This is a genomic window from Microbacterium enclense, assembly GCA_038182865.1.
Lineage (GTDB): Bacteria > Actinomycetota > Actinomycetes > Actinomycetales > Microbacteriaceae > Microbacterium > Microbacterium enclense_B.
In genome coordinates, this window is record CP116226.1 from 1,445,594 (window position 1) to 1,472,232 (window position 26,639).

At 70.7% G+C, this 26,639-nt stretch carries 29 protein-coding genes and 1 tRNA gene; 21 read left to right on the forward strand and 9 right to left on the reverse strand.

Translation table 11 applies throughout. The annotated features are described in order from the left end of the window. Positions 1 to 56: 56 nt before the first annotated feature. The 7 genes from PIR02_06810 (at position 57) to PIR02_06840 (ending at position 5,300) form a co-directional block, all read left to right on the forward strand. On the forward strand, positions 57 to 1,550 hold the full coding sequence (locus tag PIR02_06810; GenBank protein ID WZH38374.1) for an MDR family MFS transporter: 1,494 nt from the start codon (positions 57 to 59) through the stop codon (positions 1,548 to 1,550). 16 nt (positions 1,551 to 1,566) lie between these two features. Beyond that, positions 1,567 to 3,144, forward strand: coding sequence for a GMC oxidoreductase (locus tag PIR02_06815; GenBank protein ID WZH38375.1), 1,578 nt, complete (start codon positions 1,567 to 1,569; stop codon positions 3,142 to 3,144). A gap of 179 nt (positions 3,145 to 3,323) precedes the next feature. Then, positions 3,324 to 3,713 carry an ester cyclase gene (locus PIR02_06820; protein ID WZH38376.1) on the forward strand — a complete coding sequence of 130 codons (390 nt, stop codon included), beginning with the start codon at positions 3,324 to 3,326 and terminating at the stop codon, positions 3,711 to 3,713. A gap of 33 nt (positions 3,714 to 3,746) precedes the next feature. Then, positions 3,747 to 4,247 carry a hypothetical protein gene (locus PIR02_06825; GenBank protein ID WZH38377.1) on the forward strand — a complete coding sequence of 167 codons (501 nt, stop codon included), beginning with the start codon at positions 3,747 to 3,749 and terminating at the stop codon, positions 4,245 to 4,247. Then, positions 4,244 to 4,483, forward strand: coding sequence for a hypothetical protein (locus PIR02_06830; GenBank protein WZH38378.1), 240 nt, complete (start codon positions 4,244 to 4,246; stop codon positions 4,481 to 4,483). The genes PIR02_06825 and PIR02_06830 overlap by 4 nt, the downstream gene beginning before the upstream one ends. 95 nt (positions 4,484 to 4,578) lie before the next feature. After that, positions 4,579 to 4,863 carry a hypothetical protein gene (locus PIR02_06835; GenBank protein WZH38379.1) on the forward strand — a complete coding sequence of 95 codons (285 nt, stop codon included), beginning with the start codon at positions 4,579 to 4,581 and terminating at the stop codon, positions 4,861 to 4,863. An 11-nt stretch (positions 4,864 to 4,874) separates the two neighbouring features. Next, on the forward strand, positions 4,875 to 5,300 hold the full coding sequence (locus PIR02_06840; GenBank protein ID WZH38380.1) for a BLUF domain-containing protein: 426 nt from the start codon (positions 4,875 to 4,877) through the stop codon (positions 5,298 to 5,300). Between the two features lie 10 nt (positions 5,301 to 5,310). On the opposite strand, the gene PIR02_06845 is transcribed toward PIR02_06840, so the two are convergent. Continuing rightward, the gene (locus PIR02_06845) at positions 5,311 to 6,396 is read right to left on the reverse strand and encodes a Gfo/Idh/MocA family oxidoreductase (GenBank protein ID WZH38381.1); all 1,086 of its coding nucleotides are present in this window, start codon (positions 6,394 to 6,396) and stop codon (positions 5,311 to 5,313) included. After that, positions 6,369 to 7,076: a ThuA domain-containing protein gene (locus PIR02_06850; protein ID WZH38382.1), complete on the reverse strand. Its 708-nt coding sequence runs from the start codon at positions 7,074 to 7,076 to the stop codon at positions 6,369 to 6,371. The genes PIR02_06845 and PIR02_06850 overlap by 28 nt, the downstream gene beginning before the upstream one ends. A gap of 99 nt (positions 7,077 to 7,175) precedes the next feature. On the opposite strand from PIR02_06850, the gene PIR02_06855 reads away from it, so the two are divergent. Then, a complete protein-coding gene (locus PIR02_06855; protein ID WZH38383.1) occupies positions 7,176 to 8,165 on the forward strand; it encodes a LacI family DNA-binding transcriptional regulator in 990 nt (329 codons plus the stop codon). A 238-nt stretch (positions 8,166 to 8,403) separates the two neighbouring features. Further along, entirely contained in the window at positions 8,404 to 9,027 is a 624-nt protein-coding gene (locus tag PIR02_06860) for a Pr6Pr family membrane protein (GenBank protein ID WZH38384.1), read from the forward strand. A 78-nt stretch (positions 9,028 to 9,105) separates the two neighbouring features. Here PIR02_06860 and PIR02_06865 read toward each other — a convergent pair whose 3' ends face one another. Continuing rightward, positions 9,106 to 9,681 carry a YdeI/OmpD-associated family protein gene (locus tag PIR02_06865; protein WZH38385.1) on the reverse strand — a complete coding sequence of 192 codons (576 nt, stop codon included), beginning with the start codon at positions 9,679 to 9,681 and terminating at the stop codon, positions 9,106 to 9,108. Positions 9,682 to 10,432: 751 nt separating this feature from the next. After that, a tRNA-Gly gene (locus PIR02_06870) sits at positions 10,433 to 10,506 on the reverse strand. Positions 10,507 to 10,748: 242 nt separating this feature from the next. Between PIR02_06870 and dcd the strand changes: the two genes are divergently transcribed. Then, positions 10,749 to 11,354, forward strand: a complete 606-nt coding sequence (dcd, locus tag PIR02_06875; GenBank protein ID WZH38386.1) for a dCTP deaminase — start codon at positions 10,749 to 10,751, stop codon at positions 11,352 to 11,354. A gap of 147 nt (positions 11,355 to 11,501) precedes the next feature. On the opposite strand, the gene PIR02_06880 is transcribed toward dcd, so the two are convergent. After that, positions 11,502 to 12,359, reverse strand: coding sequence for a hypothetical protein (locus tag PIR02_06880; GenBank protein ID WZH38387.1), 858 nt, complete (start codon positions 12,357 to 12,359; stop codon positions 11,502 to 11,504). 106 nt (positions 12,360 to 12,465) lie between these two features. Here PIR02_06880 and PIR02_06885 point away from each other — a divergent pair, with 106 nt between their 5' ends. Then, a complete protein-coding gene (locus PIR02_06885; protein ID WZH38388.1) occupies positions 12,466 to 12,972 on the forward strand; it encodes a MarR family winged helix-turn-helix transcriptional regulator in 507 nt (168 codons plus the stop codon). Between the two features lie 316 nt (positions 12,973 to 13,288). Here PIR02_06885 and PIR02_06890 read toward each other — a convergent pair whose 3' ends face one another. After that, a complete protein-coding gene (locus tag PIR02_06890) occupies positions 13,289 to 14,659 on the reverse strand; it encodes an MFS transporter (GenBank protein WZH38389.1) in 1,371 nt (456 codons plus the stop codon). A 128-nt stretch (positions 14,660 to 14,787) separates the two neighbouring features. Here PIR02_06890 and PIR02_06895 point away from each other — a divergent pair, with 128 nt between their 5' ends. After that, positions 14,788 to 16,500 (forward strand): DEAD/DEAH box helicase, encoded by a 1,713-nt coding sequence (locus tag PIR02_06895; protein ID WZH38390.1) that lies wholly within the window; start codon positions 14,788 to 14,790, stop codon positions 16,498 to 16,500. 205 nt (positions 16,501 to 16,705) lie between these two features. Here the strand turns inward: PIR02_06895 and PIR02_06900 are convergent, their stop codons facing one another. Then, entirely contained in the window at positions 16,706 to 17,140 is a 435-nt protein-coding gene (locus PIR02_06900) for a MarR family transcriptional regulator (GenBank protein WZH38391.1), read from the reverse strand. A 55-nt stretch (positions 17,141 to 17,195) separates the two neighbouring features. Between PIR02_06900 and PIR02_06905 the strand changes: the two genes are divergently transcribed. The 5 genes from PIR02_06905 to PIR02_06925 all read left to right on the forward strand — a co-directional run bounded on the left by PIR02_06905 (position 17,196) and on the right by PIR02_06925 (position 22,122). Then, complete coding sequence (locus PIR02_06905) at positions 17,196 to 17,969, forward strand: SDR family NAD(P)-dependent oxidoreductase (protein WZH38392.1); 774 nt, start codon at positions 17,196 to 17,198, stop codon at positions 17,967 to 17,969. 135 nt (positions 17,970 to 18,104) lie between these two features. Continuing rightward, a complete protein-coding gene (gene dnaK / locus PIR02_06910) occupies positions 18,105 to 19,976 on the forward strand; it encodes a molecular chaperone DnaK (protein WZH38393.1) in 1,872 nt (623 codons plus the stop codon). Positions 19,977 to 19,985: 9 nt separating this feature from the next. Further along, positions 19,986 to 20,603: a nucleotide exchange factor GrpE gene (locus tag PIR02_06915; GenBank protein ID WZH38394.1), complete on the forward strand. Its 618-nt coding sequence runs from the start codon at positions 19,986 to 19,988 to the stop codon at positions 20,601 to 20,603. An 8-nt stretch (positions 20,604 to 20,611) separates the two neighbouring features. Continuing rightward, complete coding sequence (locus tag PIR02_06920) at positions 20,612 to 21,601, forward strand: DnaJ C-terminal domain-containing protein (GenBank protein WZH38395.1); 990 nt, start codon at positions 20,612 to 20,614, stop codon at positions 21,599 to 21,601. Positions 21,602 to 21,684: 83 nt separating this feature from the next. Continuing rightward, positions 21,685 to 22,122 carry a MerR family transcriptional regulator gene (locus tag PIR02_06925; protein WZH38396.1) on the forward strand — a complete coding sequence of 146 codons (438 nt, stop codon included), beginning with the start codon at positions 21,685 to 21,687 and terminating at the stop codon, positions 22,120 to 22,122. Between the two features lie 105 nt (positions 22,123 to 22,227). On the opposite strand, the gene PIR02_06930 is transcribed toward PIR02_06925, so the two are convergent. Both PIR02_06930 and PIR02_06935 read right to left on the reverse strand, forming a co-directional pair. Beyond that, positions 22,228 to 22,821, reverse strand: a complete 594-nt coding sequence (locus PIR02_06930) for a hypothetical protein (GenBank protein ID WZH38397.1) — start codon at positions 22,819 to 22,821, stop codon at positions 22,228 to 22,230. A gap of 31 nt (positions 22,822 to 22,852) precedes the next feature. Beyond that, a complete protein-coding gene (locus tag PIR02_06935) occupies positions 22,853 to 23,341 on the reverse strand; it encodes a HutD family protein (protein WZH38398.1) in 489 nt (162 codons plus the stop codon). Between the two features lie 124 nt (positions 23,342 to 23,465). On the opposite strand from PIR02_06935, the gene PIR02_06940 reads away from it, so the two are divergent. The 4 genes from PIR02_06940 to PIR02_06955 are packed head-to-tail and all read left to right on the forward strand — an operon-like array spanning position 23,466 to position 26,594. Then, positions 23,466 to 24,140, forward strand: coding sequence for an IclR family transcriptional regulator C-terminal domain-containing protein (locus tag PIR02_06940; GenBank protein ID WZH38399.1), 675 nt, complete (start codon positions 23,466 to 23,468; stop codon positions 24,138 to 24,140). Continuing rightward, positions 24,137 to 25,234 (forward strand): ABC transporter ATP-binding protein, encoded by a 1,098-nt coding sequence (locus tag PIR02_06945; GenBank protein WZH38400.1) that lies wholly within the window; start codon positions 24,137 to 24,139, stop codon positions 25,232 to 25,234. Before PIR02_06940 ends, PIR02_06945 begins: the two co-directional genes overlap by 4 nt. Continuing rightward, positions 25,231 to 25,881 carry an ABC transporter permease subunit gene (locus tag PIR02_06950; protein ID WZH38401.1) on the forward strand — a complete coding sequence of 217 codons (651 nt, stop codon included), beginning with the start codon at positions 25,231 to 25,233 and terminating at the stop codon, positions 25,879 to 25,881. The genes PIR02_06945 and PIR02_06950 overlap by 4 nt, the downstream gene beginning before the upstream one ends. After that, a complete protein-coding gene (locus PIR02_06955; protein WZH38402.1) occupies positions 25,878 to 26,594 on the forward strand; it encodes an ABC transporter permease subunit in 717 nt (238 codons plus the stop codon). Before PIR02_06950 ends, PIR02_06955 begins: the two co-directional genes overlap by 4 nt. Positions 26,595 to 26,639 lie beyond the last annotated feature (45 nt).

Genomic DNA, 26,639 nt, shown 5'->3' on the forward strand with positions numbered 1-26,639 from the left:
AGCCGGAGCGGCACATCCGGTCGCGTCGATCGCCCGGTCGTACGGGCGCCCCACGCATGACTCTCTCTCCCGCACGCGTGCGCATCCTCGTCGCGGCCCTGCTCACGGTGTCGTTCCTCGGCGCCCTCGACCACACCGTCGTCTCGACCTCGCTCGCGACCATCGCCGGCGACCTCGGCGCGCTCGAACACATGAGCTGGATCATGGTCGGCTACACCCTCGCCGCCACCGTGATGCTTCCCGTGCTCGGCAAGCTCGGCGACGTCGTCGGCCCGCGCCGCGTCTTTCTCGTCTCGCTCGTGCTCTTCCTCGCCGCCTCTCTCGCGTGCGGCTTCGCGCCCGACCTCGGCTGGCTGATCGCGGCGCGCGTCGTGCAGGGGCTCGGCTCGGCCGGCCTGCAGCTGATGTCGCAGACGATCATCGCCCGTGTCACGAGCCCCCGCCAGCGCCCGCGCTACATGGCCATCATCGGCACGGCCTTCCCGGTGGCGATCGTCGTCGGGCCCGTCGTCGGTGGGCTCATCACCGACTTCTGGGGCTGGTCGTGGGTCTTCTGGATCAACATCCCCGTGGGGGTGGCGGCCCTCGCCCTCGCCCTCGTCGCCCTCCCGCGCCTGCCCGGTGGGGCTCACCCGCGCTTCGACATCCCCGGCTCCGTCGTCTTCACCGGCGCCCTCGTCGCCCTCGTGCTCGCCGTGACCTGGATCGGTGACGACGCCCTGCGTCCCGCGGCGATCGTCTGCGCGGTGCTCGCGGTCGTCGGCATCCTGGCTCTCGTCGTCATCGAGCGGCGCGCAGCCGAGCCGATCCTGCCGCCGAGGATCCTCCGCCACCGCACGATCCTCGTGTGCCTCGGCCTCTCCCTCGTCGTCGGAGCGGGACTGTTCGCGATCGTGGCCTACGTGCCGACGTACATTCAGATGGCGTACCGCACGAGCGCGACCGTGTCGGGACTCGTGCCCATCGCGACCGTGCTCGGCATGCTCGTCAGCAACCTCCTCACCGGGTGGCTCGTGAGCCGCTCGGGGCGCTATCGCGCGTACCCGGTGATCGGCACGGCCCTCGGGGCCGCCGGGCTCACGGCCATGGCGACCCTGCCGGTGGGGACGCCGCTGTGGGTGCCCATGGCCGTCATGGCCGTCGTCGGTATCGGCACGGGGTCGTTCACGAACCTCATCTTCGCGGTCGTCCAGAGCGCCGCCGCCCGCTCCGACCTCGGCGCGGTCACGGCGACGACGAACCTCGTGCGCCAGATCGGCTCGGCCGTGGGCACCGCGATCGTCGGCGGCGTGGTCGGCTTCGGGGTCGCGTCGAGCCTCCCCGCCGGCCTGGATGCCAACACCCTCACACCCGCCGTGGCCCGGGCTGCCTCCGAGAGCGTGCGCGATGAGATCGCCGTCGTCTACCACGACGTCTTCGCCCCCGTGTTCTTCGGTCTCGCGGCCGTCTACGCCTGCGGCGTGGTCATCGCCCTCCTCCTGCCCGCCGGACGCCTTTCCGACGAGGTGCCCGCTGCGGCCCCGTCCGAGGCCCGACACCAGCCCGCCTGATCTCGAAGGAGAGAACATGTCCGACACTCCCACCATCGCCGTCGTCGGCAGCGGACCCGTCGGCTCCGCCTACGCCCGCGTGCTGCTGGAGACCCTGCCCACCGCGCGCGTCATCATGTTCGAGGCGGGCCCCCAGATCACCGCGCGCCCCGGCGAGAGCGTGCGCAACATCGCCGATCCCGACGAGAAGGCCCGCGCCCGCGAACGCTCGCAGGGGCCGCAGGCGGGGGGATTCCGCGCCTCGCTCGGCATCCCCGCCGGCACCGTGGTCGAGGGGATGTTCACCGCGCGACAGGGCACGCACCTCCTCGACTTCGGCGGCGAGGGCTCCGCGCACGCCCCGTCCTTCCCTGCGGCGGCTGCGGCGACCAATGTCGGAGGTCAGGGTGCGCACTGGACCTGCGCCATTCCGCGCCCGGCCTTCAGCGAGAAGCTCGACTTCATCGATGACGAGGAGTGGGACGACCTGATCTCCACGGCCGAAGGCCTCCTGCACAAGCAGAGCGCCGCCTTCTCGGACTCCCCGGTCGGTGCCGCCATCCGCACGCTGCTCGACCGCGAGTTCGGCGCGGAGCTTCCCGAGGGGTACGGCGTGAGCACACTGCCCGTGGCCGGTGACCCGCAGCCCGACGGCTCGATGCGCTGGGCCGGATCCGACACGGTGCTCGGCCCCCTCATCGAGACCGGCACCGACACCGCGGCGCGTTTCGCGCTTCGTGACCTCACGCTCGTCCGCCGCATCGAGCACGACGGTCAGCATGTCCGTGGCGTTGTCGTCGGAGACCTGCGCACGGGAGAGGAGTCGTTCGTCGCCGCGGACGCCGTGGTCGTCGCCGCCGACGCGTTCCGCTCTCCGCAACTGCTCTGGGCCTCCGGCATCCGTCCGGCCCCGCTCGGTCGCTACCTGACCGAGCACCAGGTGGTCATCAGCACGGTCGCCCTCGACGAGGACCGCATGTCGGCGCTCGTCACCGACGACGAGCTCGAGGCCGAGCTCGCCCGGCGCGCCGTGAACCCGACCGATCCCGTCGCCGCCGTCAACCGCATCCCGTTCTCCGAGCCCGGGCACCCCTATTCGGCGCAGATCATGTACGCCGAGACCCCTCCGTTCCCTCTCGCGCCGGATCACCCGGCCCGCGGGAACCGCTGGGGGTTCGTGAACATGGGCTTCGGCATCCGCAAGTTCCCGCGCGTGGAAGACGGCGTGACCTTCACCGACGACGAGTTCGACTACCGCGGCCTGCCCAACTTCACGATCGAGTACGCCCTCACCGATCGCGAGCAGAAGGAGATCGCCGAGGCGACCGAGCGCCTGCGCCGGGCCGGCGACGCCTTGGGCTCCTTCGTCGCCGAACCGCGCCTGCTGCCGAACGGATCGAGCCTCCACTTCATGGGCACGATGCGCGCCGGGACGGATGCCGCGACCTCGGTCGCCGACCCCTTCTCGCGCGTGTGGGGCTTCGACAACCTGGTCGTCGGGGGCAACGGGCTCATCCCCACCGCCAACACGATGAACCCCACGCTCATGAGCGTCGCGATCGCCGTGCGCGGTGCGCGGCACCTCGCGGCGGAGGTGGGGGCGGCGCGAGGCTGACACCCGGGCTGCCGCCGCCCGGTGGTGTGTGCCGTTGTGCGGAATTCGGGGGCGACTCGCCGTGGCGGGATGCCGTGGGGCGGCGTGTCGGGACTGAACTCCGCCCGACGGCCCGGCGCCGACACCACGCCCCGGCGCCGACACCACGCCCCGCCGGGAGCCTCGCCGATAATGGAACGGTGGAGGCCTGGGAGACGCGCGAGTGGTTCGCCGACTACCTCGACGCCCTGAACCGCCACGACCTCGAGGCGGTGCGGGCGTTCCTCGATCCGGGTGTGCGTCGCGCCCACCTGCCCGCCGGCGCCGAGGCGTGGATCGCCGATGACGCCGAGCTGTGGCACGCCTTCCCCGACTGGCAGTGGAAACGGATCCAACTGATCGTCGAGGACGACCGGATCGCCGTCCATCTGCGCGGGTCCGGCACTCATACGGCGACGTTCCGCCACCTCGCGGCCACGCGCCGGCGGGTGAACATCGCCGCGTTCGCGATGTACCGGCTTTCGCGCGGGCGCATCGTCGAGGCATCCGGAACCGACGACGCCGAGCAGGTGCGCGCGCAGGTCGCCTGACGGAAGGCGGGAGATGTCGCGCAGAATGTCAGCGTGACCTCTTCCCCCGCGCGGACGACACCGCTGCGCTACGTGTTCGCGACACCCGAGGCCATCTACGGCACGATTCTCGTCACCGGCGTGCTCGCGGGGACGAAGCAGGGAGTCTCTCCCGCCGAGGTGTTCTTCTACGGTCTGCTCGCCTCCACCGCGATCTGGGCGGCGCACGTCGTGGCGGTGACGATCGCGACGCACGGCGTACGGGGCGACACCTCGTCCGGGGTGCGCGCCTCCGTCCGGGTCGCGCTGACGCACTCGAGCGGCATCCTGATCGGCCCCGTGATCCCGATCGCGATCCTCGCTCTGGGGGCGCTGGGCCTTCTTCCCGAGGCGGTCTCTTTCGGCGGTGCCGTCGTGTCGGCGCTGGTGATCCTGGCGGCGCTGGGGTGGATGGCGCTCGCCGAGCGCGGGGCGACCTGGTACGTGCGGGTCATCGGTGCCGTGCTCACCGCGGCCGCCGGACTCGTCGCCGCGACCTTGAAGGGGCTGGTATGACAATGGCGCACGGTCCCGTTCCTCGCCTCGGATTCCTTCTGGGTGGGCTCTATCTCGGTGGTGCGATCGGTTTCCTGATCAGCGCTTTCGTCTTCGCCGCGTCAGACCCGACGCCTCCGCGCCTCGTGGCGATGCACACGGTCTCGGGGGCGGTGCTGGTGCTGTCGTGGCTGCTCCTGGTCACGGCTGCCGTGCTCACCATCCTCCGGGGGCGCCGAACCGACACGCTCGACTGAGCCGTCATGCGCCGACTGTCAAGGGACGGTTGATGTCGGGGGTTCCCAGTAACGTCTCTCAGGCCCGGTTCCCGCAGGGCAGAAGGAAGTTGCGCATGGAGACGACCGATCGCCCCGCTGCAGGTGTGGTGTGGGCCCGCGTCGAAGACGGTTTTCACGTCGGCAGCCGTCGAGGCGTCTTCCTCGGCTATATCGACCGTCAGCCCGACGGGGGCTTCCTCGCCGTCGATGGTCGGTCACGCGTCGTCGGGACCTTCCCGGCACTGACCGCTGCGATGGCGGCCGTCACCAACGGGCAACCGGCTCACGACGAAGAGATCCTGCTCGAGCAAGTCCGCGTTCCGTCGTCCGGCTCGCTGGGCGCGGGTGGGGCGCGGTGACGGTGGTGGGCATGGTCTCCGTGGCGTATGTCAGCGGCGAGGCGGAGCCGTTCGACGACGGTCGTCTGATCGACCTGCTCACGCAGAGTCGACGCTCCAACCACGCGCACGATCTCACCGGCATGCTTCTGCACCGCCGGGGGCGGTTCTTCCAGGTGTTGGAAGGTCCGGAGGATGCGGTCGACACCCTTCTCGAGAAGATCCGCGCCGACGGGCGGCACCGCGACGTGCGCGTCCTCCTGCGCGAGGCGATCGACGCCCGCCGTTTCGATGAGTGGACGATGGGGTACGAACCGATCGGCGCTCCCGTGGGCGCGCCGCCCGAGGGGTTCCGCGACACCTTCGACGACCTCGAGTCCGACGACGACGACGTCAGCGCACGCGCCGTTCGCGAATTGACCGTGTGGTTCCGGGCGCGAAGCGCCCCCGCGAGCTGATCCGCGACCGTCAGCCGCGCCACTGCTCCTCGCTTGTGAACGGCACCACGGATGGGGGCGTCGGCCGCGTGCCGATCTCCACACGCGTACCGGCGCGCGCCGATTCCTGCAGCGCCGTCATCACCTCGAGCACGTGCAGCGCGATCGAGGCATCCGTGCGATCCGAGCCCGTCCGGATGCGATCCAGGATGCCGATCCCCCGACCCGCGTGCTCGTACCCGGCGCGTTCGGTCACCGCGTGCCACTCGTCTCGACGACCGGCGCGCACGCGCACCTCCCCGTCGAACAGGTTCGGATCCGGAACCGACAAGGTGCCCGATTCGCCGTAGACCTCGATCGCGGCCGCATCGCTGACCGGCGCATCGAAGCTGAAGGTCACGGTCGACACCGCCCCGTCCGCGTGCTCGAGAACCCCCGTGACGTGGGTGTCGACCTCGACGGGGATGACCTCGCCCGCCCGCGGGCCGCTCGCGATGGTCCGCGTGTCCCGCGGCCGCGACGATGCTCCGGACACCCGGGCGACGGGCCCGAGGAGGTGGAACAGCGTCGTGAGGTAGTACGGCCCCATGTCGAGGAGAGGGCCGCCGCCCTCGCGGTAGTAGAAATCGGGATGCGGATGCCAGGTCTCGTGCCCGGACGACACCCAGGTCGCGGCGGCCGCGACCGGCCGACCGATAGCCCCGTTCTCCAGTGCTGCGCGCGCGGTCTGCACGCCCGTGCCGAGCACGGTGTCAGGGGCGCAGCCGAGCCAGGCGTCGCCGCGGGCGTCGACCACGCGATGCGCGTCGGCGAGGGTCGCCGCGAGCGGCTTCTCCCCGAACACGCCCTTGCCGCCGGCCAGCGCGGCCAGCGCGACCTCGGCGTGTGCGGCGGGGATCGTGAGGTTGAGCACGGTGTCGACCGCCGGGTCGGCGACGAGCTCGTCGACGCTGAGGGCGCGGCATCCTTCGACGCGTCCCGCCATCTCCTCAGCGCGCGAACGGTCGAGGTCGGCGGTGGCGACGATGCGCACGTCGGGATGATCGCCGAGCGTGGCGAGGTACTGCGCCGAGATGACGCCGAGGCCGACTATTCCGATACCGTGCGGCTGGCCCACAGGAGTCCCCTTTCGATGATGGTGCGGACCGACGGCTCGCGCAGCACGTCGGGGGTGTGCCCGGGGGTCGCGACGAACACGCGCCCCGCACCCCACTGCCGGGTCCACACCGCCGGTGACACCACGGGGCGATGCCACGGGTGGTACGGCTGGACGGGGTGGGTGGTGGTGGCCAGCACGTCGTTCAGATCGTCGGTGAGCACCCAGTACTGCTCGGTGTCGAGGTCGAAGTCCGTCAGGCCGGCGGTGATGTCGTGCGTACGGCCGAGGTCGGTGAACTCGACGCGGTAGGGGAGGAAGTTGTCTTCCTCGGTGCCGTGTCGCTGATCCGGATGCCGACCGGGGTGCGTGGCGAACTGCCCGCCGACCAGCTGCAGGTAGTCCGACGAGGCGCGGTACGAGTCCGCGATACCGCCGTGCCACCCCGCGAGGCCCATACCGTTCTCGACCGCAGTGCGCAGCCCCGCGACTGCCTCGCGAGAGATCTCCGACATCGTCACGCACTGCACGACGAGGTCGACCCCGGCCATTTCGTCGGCGTCGGCGTAGACGTCGTTCGTTTCGCTCACACGGACGTCGAAACCGTTCTCGCGCAGGAACGGGAGGAACATCTCGGTGGCCTTGACCGGGTGGTGGCCGTTCCAGCCTCCGCGCACGACGAGTGCTCGTCGATGGCTCATTCGTCCTCCTCGTTGTGGATGGATGCCACCCTCGCACGGCCCCCGCGACGTGGCACGAGGTTTTGCGCAAAAGGCTAGGGTGTCCGGCACACTGGGATCGTGCCCCGCCCCACGCTCGCCCAGGTCGCCGCCGCGGCCGGGGTGAGCGTGTCGACGGCGTCGCGAGTACTGCGCGAGCGGGGCGAGATCTCCCCCTCGACCCGGGCGCGCGTGCGCACCGCCGCGACCGACCTCGGCTACGGCGGCGGCGGACCCGGGCGCCCGCGCGCGGGTACCGCCCGGCTCATCGACCTGGTGCTCGGTCGCTACGACGGCCCGTACAACGAGGAGGTCGTCGTCGGCGCGCGCGAGGCGGCGACGCGTCTCGGTTACGACCTCGTGCTGACCGCCGAGCGGCAGGACCCGGCCGACGACTGGCCCGCACGCATCGCGGCGCGCGGCTCGGGCGGGGTGGTGCTCGGCCTGATCGTCCCCACCGCGCGTCAGCGCGCGATCCTCGCCGCCGCGGCCATCCCCCTCGTGCTGTTCGAACCCTCCTCGGAGTCGCGCGTGCCGCTGCCGAGCATCCGCACGACCGATCGAGCCGGAGGCGCCGCCGCCGCGGAGCACCTGCTCGCCCGCGGCGCCCGCCGCTTCGTCGTGGTCGACGGTGCACCCTCTTACCGCTGGGGTCGGGCGCGCGTCGAGGGATTCCGCGCGGCCCTGGCGGAAAGGGCTCCGGATGCCGCTGTCCACCGCGTCGCCACGGGCTGGAGCGCGGCGGGCGCCCGCCGCGTCGCCCGCGCGACCCTGGATGAGCTTCCGGGCGACGGCCTCGTCGGCGTCTTCGCCTGTTCGGACGAGATGGCCGCCGGCGTGTACGCGGGCGTCGCCGACGCGGGACTGCGCATCCCCGACGACGTGCTCGTCGTGGGATTCGACGACGTCCGTGGCGCGCGCTGGCTGCGCCCCGCGCTGACGACGGTGCGCCAACCGATCCGCGAGATGGCGGCCGCGGCGGTGGAGGTGCTCGTGCGGCCGCCGTCGACGGACGAACCGGTGACCATCGAGCTCCCGACACGATTGATGGTGCGGGGGTCGACGGGGTGAGGCGCGGTCGCGGCGATCGCGGACGGTCTCGCGTCGGGGGTGCCGTGGCCGCGCCGCTGGACCTGGGCACGCCCTCGTCACCGAAGGCATCCGTGTGACGAGCGGAGGACGGGGATGCGCCGGAGGATCCCGCCGGGGCGATTCATCCTCCGTTCGTCCCTGGGTCTCCGTTCGTCCCTGGGCCTCCGCGCGTCACGGGACCCCACGCCGTCCCGCCGTCGCGCGCTAGGGTCGCGGGGTGACTTCGCGCCGTGCTCGCCCGATCGCGCGTCTCGTCGCGGCGGGCGTCGCGGTCGCTGTCGTGCTGGTCGCGTACGGACTGCGCCTCGCCGCCGGCGACGGGAATCCGTTCGACTTCTTCGGCTACTTCACGAACCAGACGAGCAGCCTGACCGCTCTCGTGCTGATCGCGGTCGCCCTTCGCCGGCTCGCTGGTCGCGGGATTCCCGAGGCGCTCGCCATCGCCTGGGGTGTCGGCACGGCCTGTCTCATCGTGGTGGCCGTCGTCTACAACACTCTGGTGCCGGGAACGGGGTCGGCGCCGCCCTGGGTGAGCGTCATCCTCCACATCGTGTTCCCGGTGTTCGTCGTGGTCGACTTCGCCTCGGCATCCGATCGTCCTCGCCTGCGCTGGCGTGCGCTCTGGTGGGCGCTGCCGTACCCCTGCCTGTGGCTCGTGGTCGTCCTCGTGCGCGGGCAGACGGACGGGTGGGTCCCGTACGGGTTCCTCCTGCCCGAGCGCGGCCCGCTGTCACTCGTGGCCCATGTCGTCGGCATCCTGGCGCTCTTGGTGCTCGCGGCGACGGGAGTGTGGGGACTGAGCCGGGCCCGCCCTCTCGTCAGCGCGTCGCACCGCTCCTGACGGTGTGGTGTTCGCGGTCGGTGCCGGGGTGCTCGTCACCGCCGCCGCGGCGTACCGGGGCGAGGACTCGCGCGCCGATCAACCGGCCGCGTCGCCGGAGGCCGCCAGCCGTTCGACCTGGCGCGCGATGCGGGCGGCGCGGAGGGCGTCGTTCGTCGCCGTGACCACGGGGTGCAGGACGGAGTAGCGAGCGGTCTTGGTCAGAGCCTCGAACGCGCGCGCCGCCGCGGGAGTGGCATCCAGGGCCGCCCGCAGATCGGCCGGAACCTCGATCGTCGCCGATCCCGCGTACGCGCGGTCCCAGCGGCCGTCGGTCTGCGCGCGAGCGATCTCGTCGGCCCCGCGGGGACGCATCCGCCCCTCCTCGACGAGCCGGGCCACGATGTCGACGTTGCGCGTGGACCACATCGACCGCGCGCGCCGTGGCGTGAAGTGCTGGCGGAAGGTCGCGGCATCCCGAGACTGCTTCCGCCCGTCGATCCATCCGCTGCAGAGCGCTTCGTCGAGGGCCTCGGCGTAGGTGAGCGAGGTGGGTTCCGTCGTCCCCTTCTTCGCGAGGACGAGCCACACGCCGTCGCTGACGCTCTCGTTGTCGTCGAGCCACGCGCGCCAGTGCACGGCGTCAGGAACGGTGAGTTCGGGCGCGTCTGCCACGGTCGTCTCCTCGTGCGGGGTGGTGCTTCGCACCCTAGCGGGGGGTTGCGACATCGGGCGGGCGGCGGGCGCCGCGGTTGCGGGGCTGGCACGGGAGGAGATTCCGGGAGCGGAGGAGGGATGCCGCGCCCACGGTCCTCCCGTGTCGGGAACTCCTCCGCTCCGGGCGCGCGCGCGCCGCTGCGCGGCACGCGGAGCCTCCGGCGGCGTGGGCCCACACCCGCGGCTTCGATTCACGGCAACACGAAAGCCCTCCCGAACGGCCTGCGGCCGCCCGTGAGGGCTTTGAGGGGCTGACGGGAATCGTCCCCACCGCCCCTCCACGTCCCGGCTCCGCCGGGCCGCGGAGCCTCGGGCGGCGCGGGCCCACCCGCGGGCGGATCGGTTCCGACGGCACCCACGCGAAAGGTCCGCCACACCGGCTACGCCGGCATGTCGGACCTTTGGAGGGGCTGACGGGAATCGTCCCCACCGCCCCTCCACGTCCCGCTGCGCGGCACGCGGAGCCTCCGGCGGCGGGGGCCCACCCGCGGCTTCGATTCACGGCAACACGAAAGCCCTCCCGAACGGCCAGCGGCCGCCCGTGAGGGCTTTGAGGGGCTGACGGGAATCGTCCCCACCGCCCCTCCACGTCCCGGCTCCGCCGGGCCGCGGAGCCTCGGGCGGAGTGGGCCCACCCGCGGGCGGATCGGTTCCTACGGCACCCACGCGAAAGGTCCGCCACCCCGGCTGCGCCGGGATGTCGGACCTTTGGAGGGGCTGACGGGAATCGAACCCGCGCTGTCTGCTTGGGAAGCAGAAGTTCTGCCATTGAACTACAGCCCCGGATGCCTTGCGGCAACCCGGCCAGCATAACAGCGTCCGGGCCGCGTGCTGGCGGGGCCGAACGGCATCCGTCGCCGAAGCCGCAGGTGATTCGCGAGGACGCAGGCTTTTGCGGCCGAACGGATGCGGCTTCGGCGAACGAGTGCGGTCTCGGCGGGCGGCGGGCGGGGTCGTGCGCGGCGGGCGGCGGGCGGGGTGAGGACACGTGGGCGCCGCAGCGACGCCCCCTCTAGGCTGGCCTCGTGCTGCTCTCCGATCGCGACATCCGTGCCGAGCTCGCCGACGGGCGCCTCGGCCTCGATCCCTTCGACCCGGCCATGGTGCAACCGTCGAGCGTCGACGTGCGGCTCGACCGGTACTTCCGGCTGTTCGACAACCACAAGTACCCGTTCATCGACCCGGCCGAAGACCAGCCCGAGCTCACGCGCCTCATCGAGGTCGATCCCGATGAGCCGTTCATCCTGCACCCGGGGGAGTTCGCCCTCGGCTCCACGTTCGAGCGGGTCTCGCTGCCCGACGACGTCGCCGCGCGCCTCGAGGGCAAGTCGTCTCTCGGTCGCCTCGGCCTGCTCACGCACTCGACCGCCGGCTTCATCGACCCCGGCTTCTCCGGTCACGTCACGCTCGAGCTCTCGAACGTGGCGACCCTGCCGATCAAGCTCTGGCCCGGCATGAAGATCGGTCAGGTCTGCTACTTCCGCCTGACCTCTCCCGCCGAGAACCCCTACGGCTCCGGCCCGTACGGCAACCGGTATCAGGGCCAGCGCGGCCCGACGGCATCCCGCTCGGCGATGAACTTCCACCGCACCGACGTCGGTGCGACCGACGCAGGTGCTGCGGGGGGCTGAGCGGCCCGCACACGAGATCAGCCCCGTCGAGTCGAGCTCGACGGGGCTGATTGTTTTCTTGGGGGCGCCTGCCGCGCCATAAACGCGATCCGCGCTCACAAACACGATGTCGTCGCGTTTCTGGTCGCACAGAGCGTTTATGAGTGGTCATTCGGATGCCGAGGACTCACCGGATGCCGCAGCCTCGCGCCCGCGGACGAATCCGGCGTCGAAGCCGCGCTCGAAGGCGTGCTGTGCGGCACGGTGGGCCCGGTGCGAACCGCCGGGGCGGTGCTCGCCATCACGGTGCGAGCCGTGACCGTGCCGGCCGAACGCGCCACCGTCGTGGTGATCGCCATCACGGTGTGAGCCGTGACCGTGTCGGCCGAACGTGCCACCGTCGCCGTGCGCGCCGTGCGCGCCGTGCCCGTCGCCGGAGCCGAACTCCGCGCGCTCGCCGTTCCGGCCGCCTCGGGGGCCGCCGTGCTCGCCGTGGCCGAGCGCGTCGCGCTCGCCGTCACCGCGCCCGGGGAACGCCGGGCCGAAACCGGGACCGAAGCCCCGACCGAACCCGGGTCCGAATCCGGGCCCGAAACCCCCGCGTCCGCCGCGGAATCCGCGCGGGCCGGAGTCCGTGGCGTCCACCCCGAGGGCCTCCGACACGGCGTCGAGCGAGGTGTTCAGCTGTGCCAGCTCGTCGGCAGGGAGGTCGGCGAGAAGGGCGGCGCGGTCGGCGTCCGCCCGGTCGAGGACGGCGCGTCCCTCGTCGGTGAGCGCCCAGGCGTCGTCGACGCGGACGATCCAGCCGCGCTCGGCCAGGGCCGCGACGCGCTTGCCGCCGCGCGAGATCCGGTCGCTCACCCAGGGGGCGTCGAGGCGGCCGTCGATCACGCTGAGGATCGCGATGGTCCGCGGGTCGAGGTCGCTCTCGCGGAGCTGCTCGAACAGGCGGTGGTGCAGCGCGTGGCCGACGGCGGTGAGGCGATGGGCGAGGGCGCGTGCGTCAAGAGAAGAAGAGGTGTTCATGAGGTGTCCTTTCGTGGCGGGAGATCCGCCGATGTATGTCATGTGACAACGGATGTACTGTGACATGTATTCCAGATGCTTGTCAAGCGACATGTAAAATTCCCTCATGACGACCGACCCCGCCGACGAGATCGCCGCAGCCCTGGCCCGCTTGCGTGGCCGTCGCCCGCGTCCTCCGTTCGGGCCGGACGAGCATCACCACCACCCCCACGGGCATGGGGGCCCCTGGAGCCGCGGAGCTCCGCCGTGGGCCGACCCCGCGCACGGCCGCTTCGGGGGACCCGCGCGCCTGCGCATGCTCGACGCCCTGGTGGCGGCATCCGCCCCCCTGACGGTCAGCGACATCGCCGAGGCGGTGGGCGTGGATCAGCCCCGCGCCTCGCGGCTGGTGCAGCAGGCGACGCAGATGGGGCTGGTCGCGCGCGAACCCGACCCCGACGATGCGCGCCGCACTCGCGTCCGATTGACGCCCGAGGGGGAGACGCTGATCTCCGGCTTCCGCGGCAGGAGACGGGATGCCGTGCGCTCCGCGCTGGAGTCGTTCACCGACGCCGAACGCGCCGACCTCGCGCGTCTGCTGGCCAAATTCGCCGAGGCGTGGCCGCGCGGCTGAGTCCGCGGCATCCGGAGTCGTCCTCGCGGGGCGTGCGAAACTCCTGAAGAACGGCGTGCGTCGCCAACGTCGGTCGCGAGATCACGCGGGTCTTCTGGGCTGCGACGCTGAAGGATCAGGAGTTTCGCCCGGGGCGGGGTGCGCCGCGCCCGCGCACCTGGGCCGTGCCGCGCCCGGAGCCCGAACTGTCGCCGCGGGTCGCGCCGGCGCAGTGCCGCGGACCCCAAGCGTCGCGCCGGCGTTCAGTGCCGCGGGTGCCGGGCATCGCGCCGGCGCTCTGCGCCGAGGGCTCCCGCGCGCTGCGCCAGCATGCGACTCAGACGATGACGGCCGGCTTCGCCTTCACCGGGATCATCAGCAGCAGGCCCGCGGCCAGGATCAGCACGATTCCCAGGATGCCGAGACGCGTGTCGCCCGTGACGCCGACGAACAGGGCGAACAGGCCCGGCGCGAGGAACGAGACGGCCCGCCCGGTCGTGGCGTAGAGGCCGAAGATCTCGCCCTCACGGCCCTCCGGGGCGACGCGCGCGAGGAAGGACCGGCTCGCGGACTGCACCGGACCGACGAACAGCCCGAGACCGAGGCCGGCGACCCAGAACGCCGGAACAGACGTTCCGATGAACAGGATCACGCTGCCGAGGACGATGAGGCCGATGAGCGAGACGAGGATCACGCGCTTGGGTCCGAAGCGGTCGTCGAGGCGGCCGGCGAAGATCGTGCTGATGCCGGCCACGACGTTCGCGGCCACGGCGAAGTACAGCACCTCGGTCGAGCTGAAACCGAACACCTGGGCCGCGATGATCGCGCCGAACGTGAAGACGCCGGCAAGGCCGTCGCGGAAGACCGCGCTGGCCACGAGGAACAGCAGCACCTGGCGGCTCTCGCGCCACAGGGAGCGGAGCGTGCCCCACAGCACCACGTAGGAGCGGAAGAAGCCGACCCGCACCTGGCGGCGCTGCGCGGGGATCTCGGGCACGCGCACCAGCACCGGGATCGCGAAGACGGCGAACCAGGCGGCGGATGCCAGCACCGCGAGGCGGATGTTCAGGCCGCCGTCCTTCGGCACGGCGAGCAGGCCCCCGGCATCCGGATTCCCGAAGCTCTGGATGAACAGCACCAGAAGCAGGACCAGGAGCACGATGCCGCCGACGTAGCCCATGCCCCAGCCGAAGCCCGAGACGCGCCCGATGTTCTCGCGCGTGGAGACCTGTGTGAGCATCGCGTAGTAGTTGACGCTCGCGAACTCGAAGAAGATGTTGCCGACGGCCAAGAGCGTCGCGCCGAGGACGAGGTAGCCGGGCGTCGCCTCGACGAAGACCATCGCGGCCATCGCCAGCACGATCATCCCGGTGTTGACGCCGAGCCAGAGCTTACGGCGGCCCGTTCCGTCGGAGCGCTGACCGAGCACGGGGGCGACGAGCGCGACCACGATGCCGGCGATCATGAGCGCCACCCCCACGAGGCTGGCGTTCTCGGCGAGAGCGCGGACGATCGCGGGGTCGTCGTCATTCCCGTTGGCGGCGGCCACGATCGAGGGATCGACGAAGAGCTCGCTCGCCAGGTACGTGCTGAAGACGAAGGTGGTCACCACGGCGTTGAAGGCGGCCGATCCCCAGTCCCACAGCGCCCAGGCGAGCACGGGGCGTCGGGGAGAGATGACGGATGCCGCGGAGTCGGGAGAGTCCATATCGGTCACGCTAGGGCCCTTCGGTGAACGTCCGGTCGCTCGCCGGAGGCCGTCGCGCTGATGGCAGCGCGCGATGTCAGGGTATCCCCGACCCTTCGTTCACAGGCCGGGCCGACTACCGTGGAGTCATGGCATCCGAGAATCCTGACAAGCTCACCTTCGCCGACCTGGGACTGGATGCCGCTGTGCTCAAGGCCCTCAAGGACGTCGGCTACGAGACCCCGTCCGCGATCCAGGCGGCCACGATCCCGGTCCTGCTGCAGGGCCGCGACGTCGTCGGCCTCGCCCAGACCGGAACCGGCAAGACCGCGGCGTTCGCGCTGCCGGTGCTGTCGCAGATGGAGACGGGCCACAAGAACCCGCAGGCGCTCGTGCTGGCCCCCACCCGCGAGCTCGCGCTGCAGGTGTGCGAGGCGTTCGAGAAGTACGCCGCGCACATCAAGGGCGTCTCTGTGCTGCCGGTCTACGGCGGTCAGGGCTACGGTCAGCAGCTGTCGGCGCTCCGCCGCGGTGTCGACGTGATCGTCGGTACGCCCGGTCGCATCATGGACCACCTCGACAAGGGCACGCTCGACCTCAGCGAGCTGAAGTTCCTCGTGCTCGACGAGGCCGACGAGATGCTGAAGATGGGCTTCGCCGAAGACGTCGAGACGATCCTCGCCGACACCCCCTCGACGAAGCAGGTCGCGTTGTTCTCGGCGACCATGCCCGCGCAGATCCGGCGCATCTCGGCCCAGTACCTCAACGACCCCGAAGAGATCACGGTCAAGACGAAGACCACGACCTCGGCGAACATCACCCAGCGCTACCTCGTGGTGTCGTACCAGCAGAAGATCGACGCCCTCACGCGCATCCTCGAGGTCGAGAACTTCGAGGGCATGATCGTCTTCACCCGCACGAAGAACGAGACCGAGACGGTCGCCGAGAAGCTCCGCGCCCGCGGCTACACGGCTGCCGCCATCAACGGCGACATCGCCCAGGTGCAGCGCGAGCGCACGGTCAACCAGCTCAAGAGCGGCAAGCTCGACATCCTCGTCGCCACCGACGTCGCCGCCCGCGGTCTCGACGTCGAGCGCATCAGCCACGTCGTCAACTACGACCTGCCGATCGACACCGAGTCGTACGTGCACCGCATCGGTCGTACGGGTCGCGCCGGGCGGACGGGAGACGCGATCAGCTTCGTGACCCCGCGTGAGCGCCGCATGCTCGTCGCGATCGAGAAGGCGACGCGTCAGCCGCTGACCGAGATGTCGCTGCCCAGCGTCGACGACGTCAACGCGACGCGCCTCACCCGCTTCGACGACGCGATCACCACCGCCCTCGAAGACACCGCGGCGATCGCGACCTTCCGTGATGTGGTCGCGCACTACGTGGCGCACCACGACGTGCCCGAGGCCGACGTGGCTGCGGCGCTCGCCGTGGTCGCGCAGGGCGACACTCCGCTGCTGCTCGAGGAAGAGACGCTGCCGCAGCAGCGCTTCGACCGCGACCGTCCGGCGCGCGAGCCCCGCGGGGGCGACGATCGCAGCGACCGCCGCGGTGGCGGCGGACGGTTCGCCACCTACCGCATCGCGGTCGGGCGTCGTCAGCGCGTCGAGCCGCGCCAGATCGTCGGCGCGCTCGCGAACGAAGGCGGGCTGCGTCGCAACGACTTCGGCGCGATCCAGATCCGTCAGGACTTCTCGCTCGTCGAACTGCCCGCCGACCTCTCGCGCGACACGATCAACCGCCTCGCCGACACCCGCATCTCCGGCCAGCTCATCGACCTGCGTCTCGACCAGGGCGGCCGCTCCGCGAAGCGCAGCGACCGTCCGCAGCGCCGCGATCACGATCGCGACTGAGTCCGACGTCTGAGCCCGCGCCGCGCTCGCCGTGGCACCGCGTTCCCGGCATCCGTCCGACGCCCCCGTTCCCCGTTGGGGGCGGGGGCGCGGTCGATCCATCGTGGTGCGGCGCCCACGGCATCCGTCGTTCCGGTCAACCGGCGGCCGGGGTCTTTTCGGCGGCGCGGACCTCGGGATTCTTCCGTCGGGCGGGCCGAAGCGGTTACGCGCGGCCCGTGCCCCCCAGGGCGTCGACGGTCGGCCAGAAGGGGCCGCTGTCCCCGGCGACGTCTAGGAGCGCGCGACGGACAGCTGAGGCGTGGGCTTCGCGTGCGGTCGCCGTCAGGGCACGGCCCCTGTCGGTCGCGGTGATGCGGCGCTCGTTCGTGTCGCCTTCGCGCACGATGAGCCCGCGTTCGTGCATGCGCGCGAGCTGACGCGAGAGCCGACTCCGTTCCCAGTCGAGGTCGTCCGACAGGCGCTGTTGCCGAATGCTTCCCCGCCCCTCCTCGACGACGCGCGTCAGCACGGAGAAGTCGGCGCTCGAGAGGCCCGTCGCCTCGGTGATGGCTGAGACGACGGATGCCATCACGTGCTCGGTCGCTCGTTTCCAGGCGATCCATCGAGACATCTCGTCGGCGTCGAGGCGTGCAGACATGATCCGACTCTACCGATCTGTTGACATATCAACGCTTCCGATCGAACATGTTGACATGACAACACAGAGAATCGCCCTCGTCACCGGGGGAACCTCGGGAATCGGTCTGGGCCTGGCGCAGCGGTACGCGGCGGCCGGGGCGCGCGTGATCGTCGTTGCGCGACCTTCGTCCCACCTGGACGCGGTGCCCCGCCTGGTCCCCGGTGTGGCGACAGTGGCCGCTGACCTCGTGAACCCGGAGGGTCGAGAAGAGGTGACCGATGCGGTCCTCACGCGGTTCGGCCGGCTCGACGTGCTCGTGAACAACGCCGGCATCCAACGTCGTCGGGGGGTGGCGGAGGATGACGCGTCCTGGTCGGAGCGTCAACGCGAGATCGATCTGCTCTTCGCGGCCCCGGTGCACCTCGCGACCCTGCTCCTTCCCGCGCTGCGCAGTGCTGCGGCGGGCCAGATCGTCAACGTCACCTCCGGCGGAGCCTTCACGCCGCAGCCCTTCGCGCCGGTCTACAGCGCGATGAAGGCTGCTCTGCACAGCTGGACCGTCACCCTCCGCGATGCGCTCGCCGAGACATCCGTCGCGGTGACGGAGCTGATTCCCCCGGCGGTCGCCACCGGCCTCTCGGGGGCGGCGGCGCCCCACGGTCTGGGACTCGATGAGTTCTGCGACGCCGTGTTCCCGGCGATCGAAGAGCGACGGGCCGAGGTCGGGGCGGGGGCGACGGGCACCGAGGAGTTCCGAGACCTTCTCACCGAGGGGGCCCGGCGTTTCGCGGTGTCGGCAAGCCGCTTCCCTGTGCGGCGATTCGTACCCCGTGACGCGAGAAGTTGAGCCAATTCATATCAAGTCTCCTTGACGCCCGGAAGGCGCTGCGATAACCTTGAGTCATCGCGGCTCAACCCGTGAGAAGACTTCATCGGAACCACGAGCTCGGCACCGGTCGGGCTCACAAGCAAGGAGACACATATGCCACGTGCAGTGGGAATCGACCTCGGTACGACCAACTCCGTCGTGAGCGTGCTCGAGGGTGGCGAGCCCAAGGTCATCGCCAACGCCGAGGGTTTCCGCACGACCCCCTCGGTCGTCGCGTTCACGAAGGACGGCGAGGTGCTCGTCGGCGAGACCGCCAAGCGCCAGGCCGTCACGAACGTCGACCGCACCATCTCCAGCGTCAAGCGCCACATGGGCACGACCTGGACCTTCGACGTCGACGGCAAGAAGTGGACGCCGCAGGAGATCTCGGCCCGCATCCTCCAGAAGCTCAAGCGCGACGCCGAGGAGTACCTGGGTGACAGCGTGACGGATGCCGTCATCACCGTCCCCGCCTACTTCAACGACGCTGAGCGTCAGGCCACGAAGGAAGCCGGCGAGATCGCGGGCCTCAACGTCCTGCGCATCATCAACGAGCCCACGGCCGCGGCCCTGGCCTACGGCCTCGACAAGGGCAAGGAAGACGAGCTCATCCTGGTCTTCGACCTCGGTGGCGGAACGTTCGACGTGTCGCTGCTCGAGGTGGGCAAGGACGACGACTTCTCGACCATTCAGGTGCGCTCCACCTCGGGCGACAACCGCCTCGGTGGAGACGATTGGGACCAGCGCGTCGTCGACTACCTCATCAAGCAGTTCAAGGACACCACCGGCGTCGACGTCTCGGGTGACAAGATCGCCCTCCAGCGTCTGAAGGAAGCGGCCGAGCAGGCCAAGAAGGAGCTGTCGAGCTCGACCTCGACCAGCATCAACCTGCCGTACCTGTCGCTCACCGACTCGGGCCCCGTCTCGCTCAGCGAGACCCTCACCCGCGCCAAGTTCGAGGACCTCACCAAGGACCTCCTCGACCGCACCCGCAAGCCCTTCTCCGACGTCATCCGCGAGGCCGGCGTCAAGGTCGACGACATCGCCCACGTGGTGCTCGTCGGTGGTTCGACCCGCATGCCCGCGGTCGCCGAGCTCGTGAAGAAGGAGACCGGCAAGGACGCGAACAAGGGCGTGAACCCCGACGAGGTCGTGGCCGTGGGCGCAGCCCTGCAGGCCGGTGTCCTCAAGGGTGAGCGCAAGGACGTGCTGCTCATCGACGTCACCCCCCTGAGCCTCGGCATCGAGACCAAGGGCGGCATCATGACCAAGCTCATCGAGCGCAACACGGCCATCCCGACCAAGCGCAGCGAGACCTTCACCACCGCCGACGACAACCAGCCGTCGGTCGCGATCCAGGTCTTCCAGGGCGAGCGCGAGTTCACCCGCGACAACAAACCGCTCGGCACCTTCGAGCTCACCGGGATCGCCCCGGCTCCCCGTGGCATCCCGCAGGTCGAGGTCACCTTCGACATCGACGCGAACGGTATCGTCCACGTCTCCGCGAAGGACAAGGGCACCGGCAAGGAGCAGTCGATGACCATCACGGGCGGCTCGTCGCTGCCCAAGGAAGACATCGAGCGCATGGTGCGCGAGGCCGAGGAGAACGCCGCAGAGGACAAGAAGCGCCGCGAGTCCGCCGAGACCCGCAACCAGGCCGAGACCCTGTCGTACTCGATCGAGAAGCTCATCAAGGAGAACGAGGACAAGCTCCCCGCCGAGGTGAAGACCGAGGTCCAGGGCGATGTCGACGCGCTCAAGACGGCTCTCGCCGGTGACGACGACGACGCGGTGAAGACTGCGTTCGACAAGCTGAACGCCAGCCAGGGCAAGCTCGGCGAGGCCATCTACGCCTCGTCGCAGGCTGCCGGTGAGCCCGCCGACCCCAACGTGGGTCAGCCGGGCAACGGCGAGACGCCGAACCCCGAGGAAGACGTCATCGACGCCGAGGTCGTCGACGACGAGAACCCCGACGAGAAGAAGTAAGCAGAGACCATGGCACATAAGGACGACGAACAGCCCACGGGCTCGGGCGCCGGTCCTGACGAGATGGGGCCGGAGGAGAACACCTCCGGCCCCGCGCCGTCGGGCGAGCAGTCCGAGACGCAGGCCCCGGATGCCGAGGGCCTGACCATCGACGACATCCTCGGTGCCGAGCAGACGCCCGAGGCCGCCGCAGAGGATGCTTCCTCCGACAAGGAAGCGTCACTGCTGATCGATCTCAAGCGTCTGCAGGCCGAGTACGCCAACTACCGTCGGCGCACCGAGGAGCAGCGCGAGCGCGAGATCGAGCGCGCCAAGGGAGAGGCCGTGAAGGGCCTCCTGCCCGTCATGGACGACCTCGACCGCGCCGCCAAGCACGGCGACCTCGTCGAGGGCAGCCCCCTCGCCGCGATCGGCGACAAGGTGCGCGCCGTGGCCGAGCGTCTCGGCGTGGTGTCGTACGGCGCCGTCGGCGACGTGTTCGACCCGCAGCAGCACGAGGCGATCTTCCAGGCCCCGACTCCGGGCGTGACCGAGACGACGATCCTCGAGGTCGTCGAGGTCGGTTACCGCCTCGGCTCGGTCGAACTGCGACCCGCGAAGGTCGTCGTCGCCGTGCCGGCCGAATAGGAGGACACATGGCGAGTCAGGATTGGTTCGACAAGGACTTCTACAAGGTCCTCGGTGTCGACAAGAGCGTCAGCGCGGCCGATCTGAAGAAGACCTACCGCAAGCTCGCGCGCCAGTACCACCCCGACTCGAACCCGGGCGACGCCAAGGCGGAGGCCAAATTCAAGGAGATCAGCGAGGCCTACTCGGTGCTCAACGATCCCGAGCAGCGCGAGGAGTACGACCAGATCCGGGCCATGGGCTCGGGGGCGCGCTTCTCGGCTCCGGGAACGGGTGGCGGCGGGGGCTTCGACGACGTCTTCAGCCGCTTCGGTCAGCAGCGCGGCGGGACCGCGGGTGGCGCCGCCGGCTTCGAGGACTTGTTCTCGATGTTCGAGCAGCAGGGTGGCGGCTTCGGGTCGGGCCGGTTCGGTCAGACCACGGGCGGCTATCGCGGCTTCGGCGGTCCTCAGCGCGGCTCCGACGTCACGGCACGCACGACGATCGACTTCGTCACGGCGGCCAAGGGCGAGACGATCACCCTCCAGGGCGAGGACAACAAGCCCTTCAAGGTGAAGATCCCGGCCGGTGTCTCGGACGGACAGAAGATCCGGCTGCGCGGCCGGGGACGTCCGTCGCCGGACGGCGGTGAGAGCGGAGACATCGTCGTGACCGTCGCGGTGCGTCCGCATCCGGTTTTCACGCGCGACGGCCTCAACCTGCGGGTGACGGTCCCCGTCACCTTCACCGAGGCGGCGCTCGGCGCGACCATCGAGGTGCCCACGCTCGGCGGAGAGCCCGTCCGGCTGCGGGTCGCCCCCGGCACCCCGTCCGGACGCGTCCTGCGCGTCAAGGGGCGTGGCATCCAGACCTCCAAGGGCACCGGCGACCTGCTCGCCGAAGTCCAGGTCGCAGTCCCCGCGCACCTCGACGACGCCGCCCGCGAGGCCCTCGAGCGGTTCCACGAGCTCGAACCGAAAGAGAACCCCCGCGCCGACCTGATGGCCAAGGCGCGGTAGAGACATCACCGTGCCGGGGTCGCGGCATCCGGAACGAACGGATGCCGGGACCCCGGACGACGGCACGAGCGAGAGGAGAAGACGTGGCCGACCGAGAGATCGATGAGGATTCCCCCATCTTCGCCATCGCCGTCGCCGCCGAGCTGTCGAACATGCACCCGCAGACGCTGCGGCAGTACGACCGGCTCGGACTCGTCGTTCCGGCGCGCACCCAGGGCGGGTCGCGCCGCTATTCGAGCCGGCACGTCCAGCAACTGCGCGAGGTCGCCCGCCTGTCGAGCGAGGGCATGAGCCTCCCGGCGATCGCCCGGTTGCTGACCCTCGAACAGCAGGTGCACGACCTGTCGCGTCGGGTGAGCGACCTCGAACGCCAACTCCTGGCCGAGCGTCAATCCCGGCCGGGGGCGCGCGTCTTCGCGGCCGGAGCGACCGGCTCGGTCGTGACCCTGCCGCACGGTGCCCGGGTCCGCCGGGCGACCGAGGTCGTGCTGTGGCGTCCGCGCGACGTGCACGGCGACTGACGCGCAGAGGCGCGACGAGAACAGGGCGCGCGACGGGGGCAGGGCGATGTCGCCCCCACGAGCCTGTTTGAGAGGCGCCGCCTGTTCTCGTGACGCGGGGCCGGATCAGGCGGGATCGAGGCGCAGAACGGCCGGTGATTCGCCGAGTTTCAGGTCGTCGACGATGCGGATCGTCCGCGCGACGTCGTCGACGGCGCCGATCACGGTGCCGAAGCGCTCGCGGTCGGAGCAGACCGCGGTGACGGTCACGAAGTGCGACCCGGTGTCCCACGTGTACGTCGCGAACGGCGGCGTCTTGGCGTCGGCCGGCAGCGGAATCGCGAGCTTTTCGCCGACGCCGAGGTAGGTGCCGCGGAACGACTCGGTGTCGTCGTACTCCATCGGCATCATCGCGCGCGCCGTCCGCAGCTGCGGCGTGGCTTCCTGCAGCTGCGCCATCACGACGAGCAGCTCCGGGTCGCTCTTCCACACCCACACGAGCACGCGCCCGGCGGCGCGGCGCATGAGCAAGGGCGCCGCCTGGCTCAGGACCCACGCGAACGCGCCCCCGCCCGGCCGGGGCGTCGACCCCGCCGCGGTGTTCGCCTGGTTCAGCAGCATGCCGATGGCGGCCTTGCGGTGGCGGCGGCCACGGAAGCCGAGGGAACCCGTCACGGGCACCCAGCGGTCGGCGGGAGCGTCGGCCTGCAGTCGTGACATGCGTCCAGCCTAGAAGTCGAGGCTCGCTCGGTCACTCCCCGTCGAAGCGCACCGCGACCCCCGCCGACGGCAGGGGCTCGTCGGGGGCGAGCTGGATCACGTCGAAGCGTGCGGCACGCTCCGTCGTCTCCGTGACGAGAACGATCGTCTCGTCGTCGAACCGTGTGCCCGCGGCGACCGTGAGGAGGGTCGGTTCGCGGCCGGATGCCAGCAGGTTCACGGCGTGGCAGGGCTGATCGAGCGCGATCAGGCGTGTATCCGCCTCCCCGGAGAACCGCACGGCATCGCCGTGGCGGGTGTCGCCCACCCGCCCGTCGATCTCGAGGCGGATGTCGCCGCCCCAGGGCACGAGAGTGCGCCGGATGCCGGGGAAGCTCGAGAACACGGCGGGGGCCGTCAGCTGCGCGACGCTCAGTCGCCAGGCGTCGCCGCTGTCTTCGCACAGTCCCCACGTCTGTCCTCGACCGTTGCGCCACGGCGCCGGGGTCACCTCGGCGAAACGACGGATCACGCGGGGCATATCGACACCGTACCCGGCGAAGTATTGCCATTTGGTGGCAATAGCGTTTTACTCACTGGAAACATGAACGGCCGGACCGTGTAACAGCGGCCGAATAACGTCACTCGCAACGAAGGGAGGACGCATGGCCGAAACACCCACCCGCACCGTTGATCGGGCGCTGTCGCTCTTGGGGACCGTCTGCGATTCCGGACCGATCACGCTGGCCGATGCAGCCCGGGCCGCCGACCTGTCGGCCAGCACTGCGCTGCGGCTCCTGCGCACGCTCGAGGCTCAAGAATTCGTCCGCCGCGTCGCGGATGGCCGGTACGCCGCGGGGGCGCGCATCGTGCAGCTCGGCGCTCTCGCCCTGTCGAACGATTCCCTGGTCTCGCTCGCCGAGCCTGCGCTCGCCCGGGTCGTGGCAGAGACGGGCGAGTCCTGCTATCTCGCCGTCCGGGGTGCCGGCGACACGGCGTTGTACATCGCGATCGTCGAGGGCACCCACTCCATCCGCCACGCGAGCTGGGTCGGACGCAGCATTCCGCTCCACGGCTCCGCCGCCGGCGCCGTGCTCGAGGGGGAGACCGGCGACGCCGGCTACATCGTCGTCACGCAGGGCGTCGAGGACGACGTCACCGCGATCGCCGCGCCGATCGTCGTGGGAGGCCGGGTCGTGGCGTCCCTTTCGGTCGTCGTCCCCAGCTACCGCACCACCGACGTGAAGAACGCGAGCGTCGGGCGCCTGCTGGTCACCGAGAGCCGGTCGATTCTCGCGCACCCCGAACTGCCCGCCGCCACCGAGGAGCGCTCCCGATGATCACCTTCCAGAACGTCACGAAACGCTACGGCGACGCCGTCGCCGTCGACGACCTGCAGCTCGTGGCGCCGACCGGCAAGCTCACCATCCTCGTCGGCCCCTCGGGGTGCGGCAAGACGACCTCGCTGCGCATGGTCAACCGCCTCATCCGGCCGACCTCGGGCGACATCCTGCTCGACGGAGAGTCCACCGCTCGCATGGACGTCGCGGCGCTCCGCCGCCGCATCGGGTACGTCATCCAGCACGCGGGGCTCTTCCCGCACCGCACGATCGTCGACAACATCGCCACGACCTCGCGACTGGCCGGGGTCTCGGGCGCTGCCGCGCGGAGCCGCGCCCTCGAGCTGATGGAGCGCGTCGGGCTGCCGACCTCGTTCGCCTCGCGGTACCCCTGGCAGCTCTCGGGCGGTCAGCAGCAGCGCGTGGGCGTCGCCCGGGCTCTCGCCGCCGACCCCGCCTTCATGCTGATGGACGAGCCGTTCAGTGCGGTCGACCCCGTCGTGCGCGCGCAGTTGCAAGAAGAGTTCCTGCGCATCCAACGCGAAGAGGGCAAGACGATCGTCATGGTCACCCATGACATCGACGAGGCGCTGAAGCTCGGCGACTACGTCGCGGTCATGCGCACGGGCGGCCGCCTCGCCCAGGTCGCCACCCCCGAGGAACTGCTCACGAGTCCCGCCGACGCTTTCGTCGCCGACTTCGTCGGGCGCGACCGGGGATACCGCTCTCTCGGCTTCCGCTCCGTCGCCGACCTCCCGCTGACGGCAGAGCCCACGGTCACGCTCGGTGCGGCGGCGACCGAGGCTCGGGCGGCGACCGATGACGACTGGCTCCTCGTCGTCGACGACGAACGTCGTCCGCTCGGATGGGTCGAGACCCACCGTCTGACCGCCCCGATCGCGGCATCCGACCTCAATCTCGCCGGTACCGTCGCCCCGCGCGGCGGCACCCTGCGCCAGGTGCTCGACGCGGCGCTGAGCGCCCCCAGCCGTCGCGGTGTGATCGTCGACGACGCGGGAGCCGTGGCCGGCTCGGTCACCGCGGCCGCCGTCGTGGCGATGATCCCCGAGCTCGACGCGGGAGCGGCGGCGTGAATCTCGAGTGGGTGCTGCGCGAGAGCGACACCATCCTCGGGCTCCTGGGCTCGCACGTCGCGCTCTCCGTCGTCCCCGTCGTCGTCGGGCTCCTCCTCGCGCTGCCGCTCGGCTGGGCCGCGCAACGCAGCGGCGTCTTCAAGACCGGCCTGTTGAGCATCACCGGCCTGCTGTACACGGTCCCCTCGCTCGCTCTCTTCGTGCTGCTGCCTTCGGTGCTGGGCACGCGCATCCTCGACCCGCTCAACGTCGTCGTCGCCCTCACCGTCTACACGCTGGCCCTCCTCGTCCGCACCGTGTCGGACGGACTCGACTCCGTCGCGCCCGAGACCCTGCAGGCGGCGGATGCCATGGGCTACCGCCCCCTTCACCGCCTGCTGTCGGTGGAGCTTCCGGTGGCCGTACCGGTCATCGCCGCGGGCCTGCGCGTCGCGGTCGTCTCCAACGTCAGTGTCGTCTCGATCGCCGCGCTCATCGGCACGCCGCAGCTCGGGCTGCTCTTCACCCAGGGGGCGCAGTTGCGCTTCCTCACGCCCATCCTCGTCGGCATCGTGCTGTGCCTGGTCCTGGCGCTCGTGCTCGACGGTCTCGTGCTGCTGCTCGCGCGCCTGATGACCCCGTGGACCCCGAGAGGAGCACACGCGTGATCGACTACCTGCTCGACCCGAACAACTGGACGGGTTCCGGTGGCATCCCGGTGCTCGTCGGCCAGCACCTCGTCTACACCGCCGTCGCGCTCCTCATCGCGGGAGCGATCGGTGTCCCCGCCGGTCTGTACGTCGGTCACACCGGCCGGGGCGTCGTCCTGATCGCCGGCTTCGCCAACGCGCTGCGCGCTCTGCCGACGCTCGGTCTGATCGTGCTGCTCGTCATGATCGTCGCGCCGCTGATCACCTCCGACCTCGCGTTCGTGATCCCCAGCATCATCGTGCTCGTCCTCCTCGCGATCCCGCCGATCATGACGAACACGTACGCCGGGATCCGAGCGGTGGATGCCGCCGCCGTCGACGCCGCGGTCGGCATGGGCTACCGACCTCTCAAGGTGCTGTTCTCGGTGCAGGTGCCGTGCGCGCTGCCGTTGATCATCTCCGGCTTCCGTGGCGCGACCCTCCAGGTCATCTCGACGGCGACCATCGCCGCGTACGTCTCGCTCGGCGGTCTCGGCCGACTCATCATCGACGGCCGCGCGCAGAACGACTACGACAAGATGCTCGTCGGCGCGCTGCTGGTGGCGATCCTCGCGCTCGTGGTCGATCTGCTGCTCGCCGTGGCCTCCCGTGTCTTCGTCTCCCCGGGCCTCGACCGTCGCACCTCGCGCATCCCCCTGCGCGTTCGTCGCGCCGCCGTCCCCGCTTCCTGAACCCCTACCTTTCCGAAAGCACCACCCGACCCGCACCATCGCTTT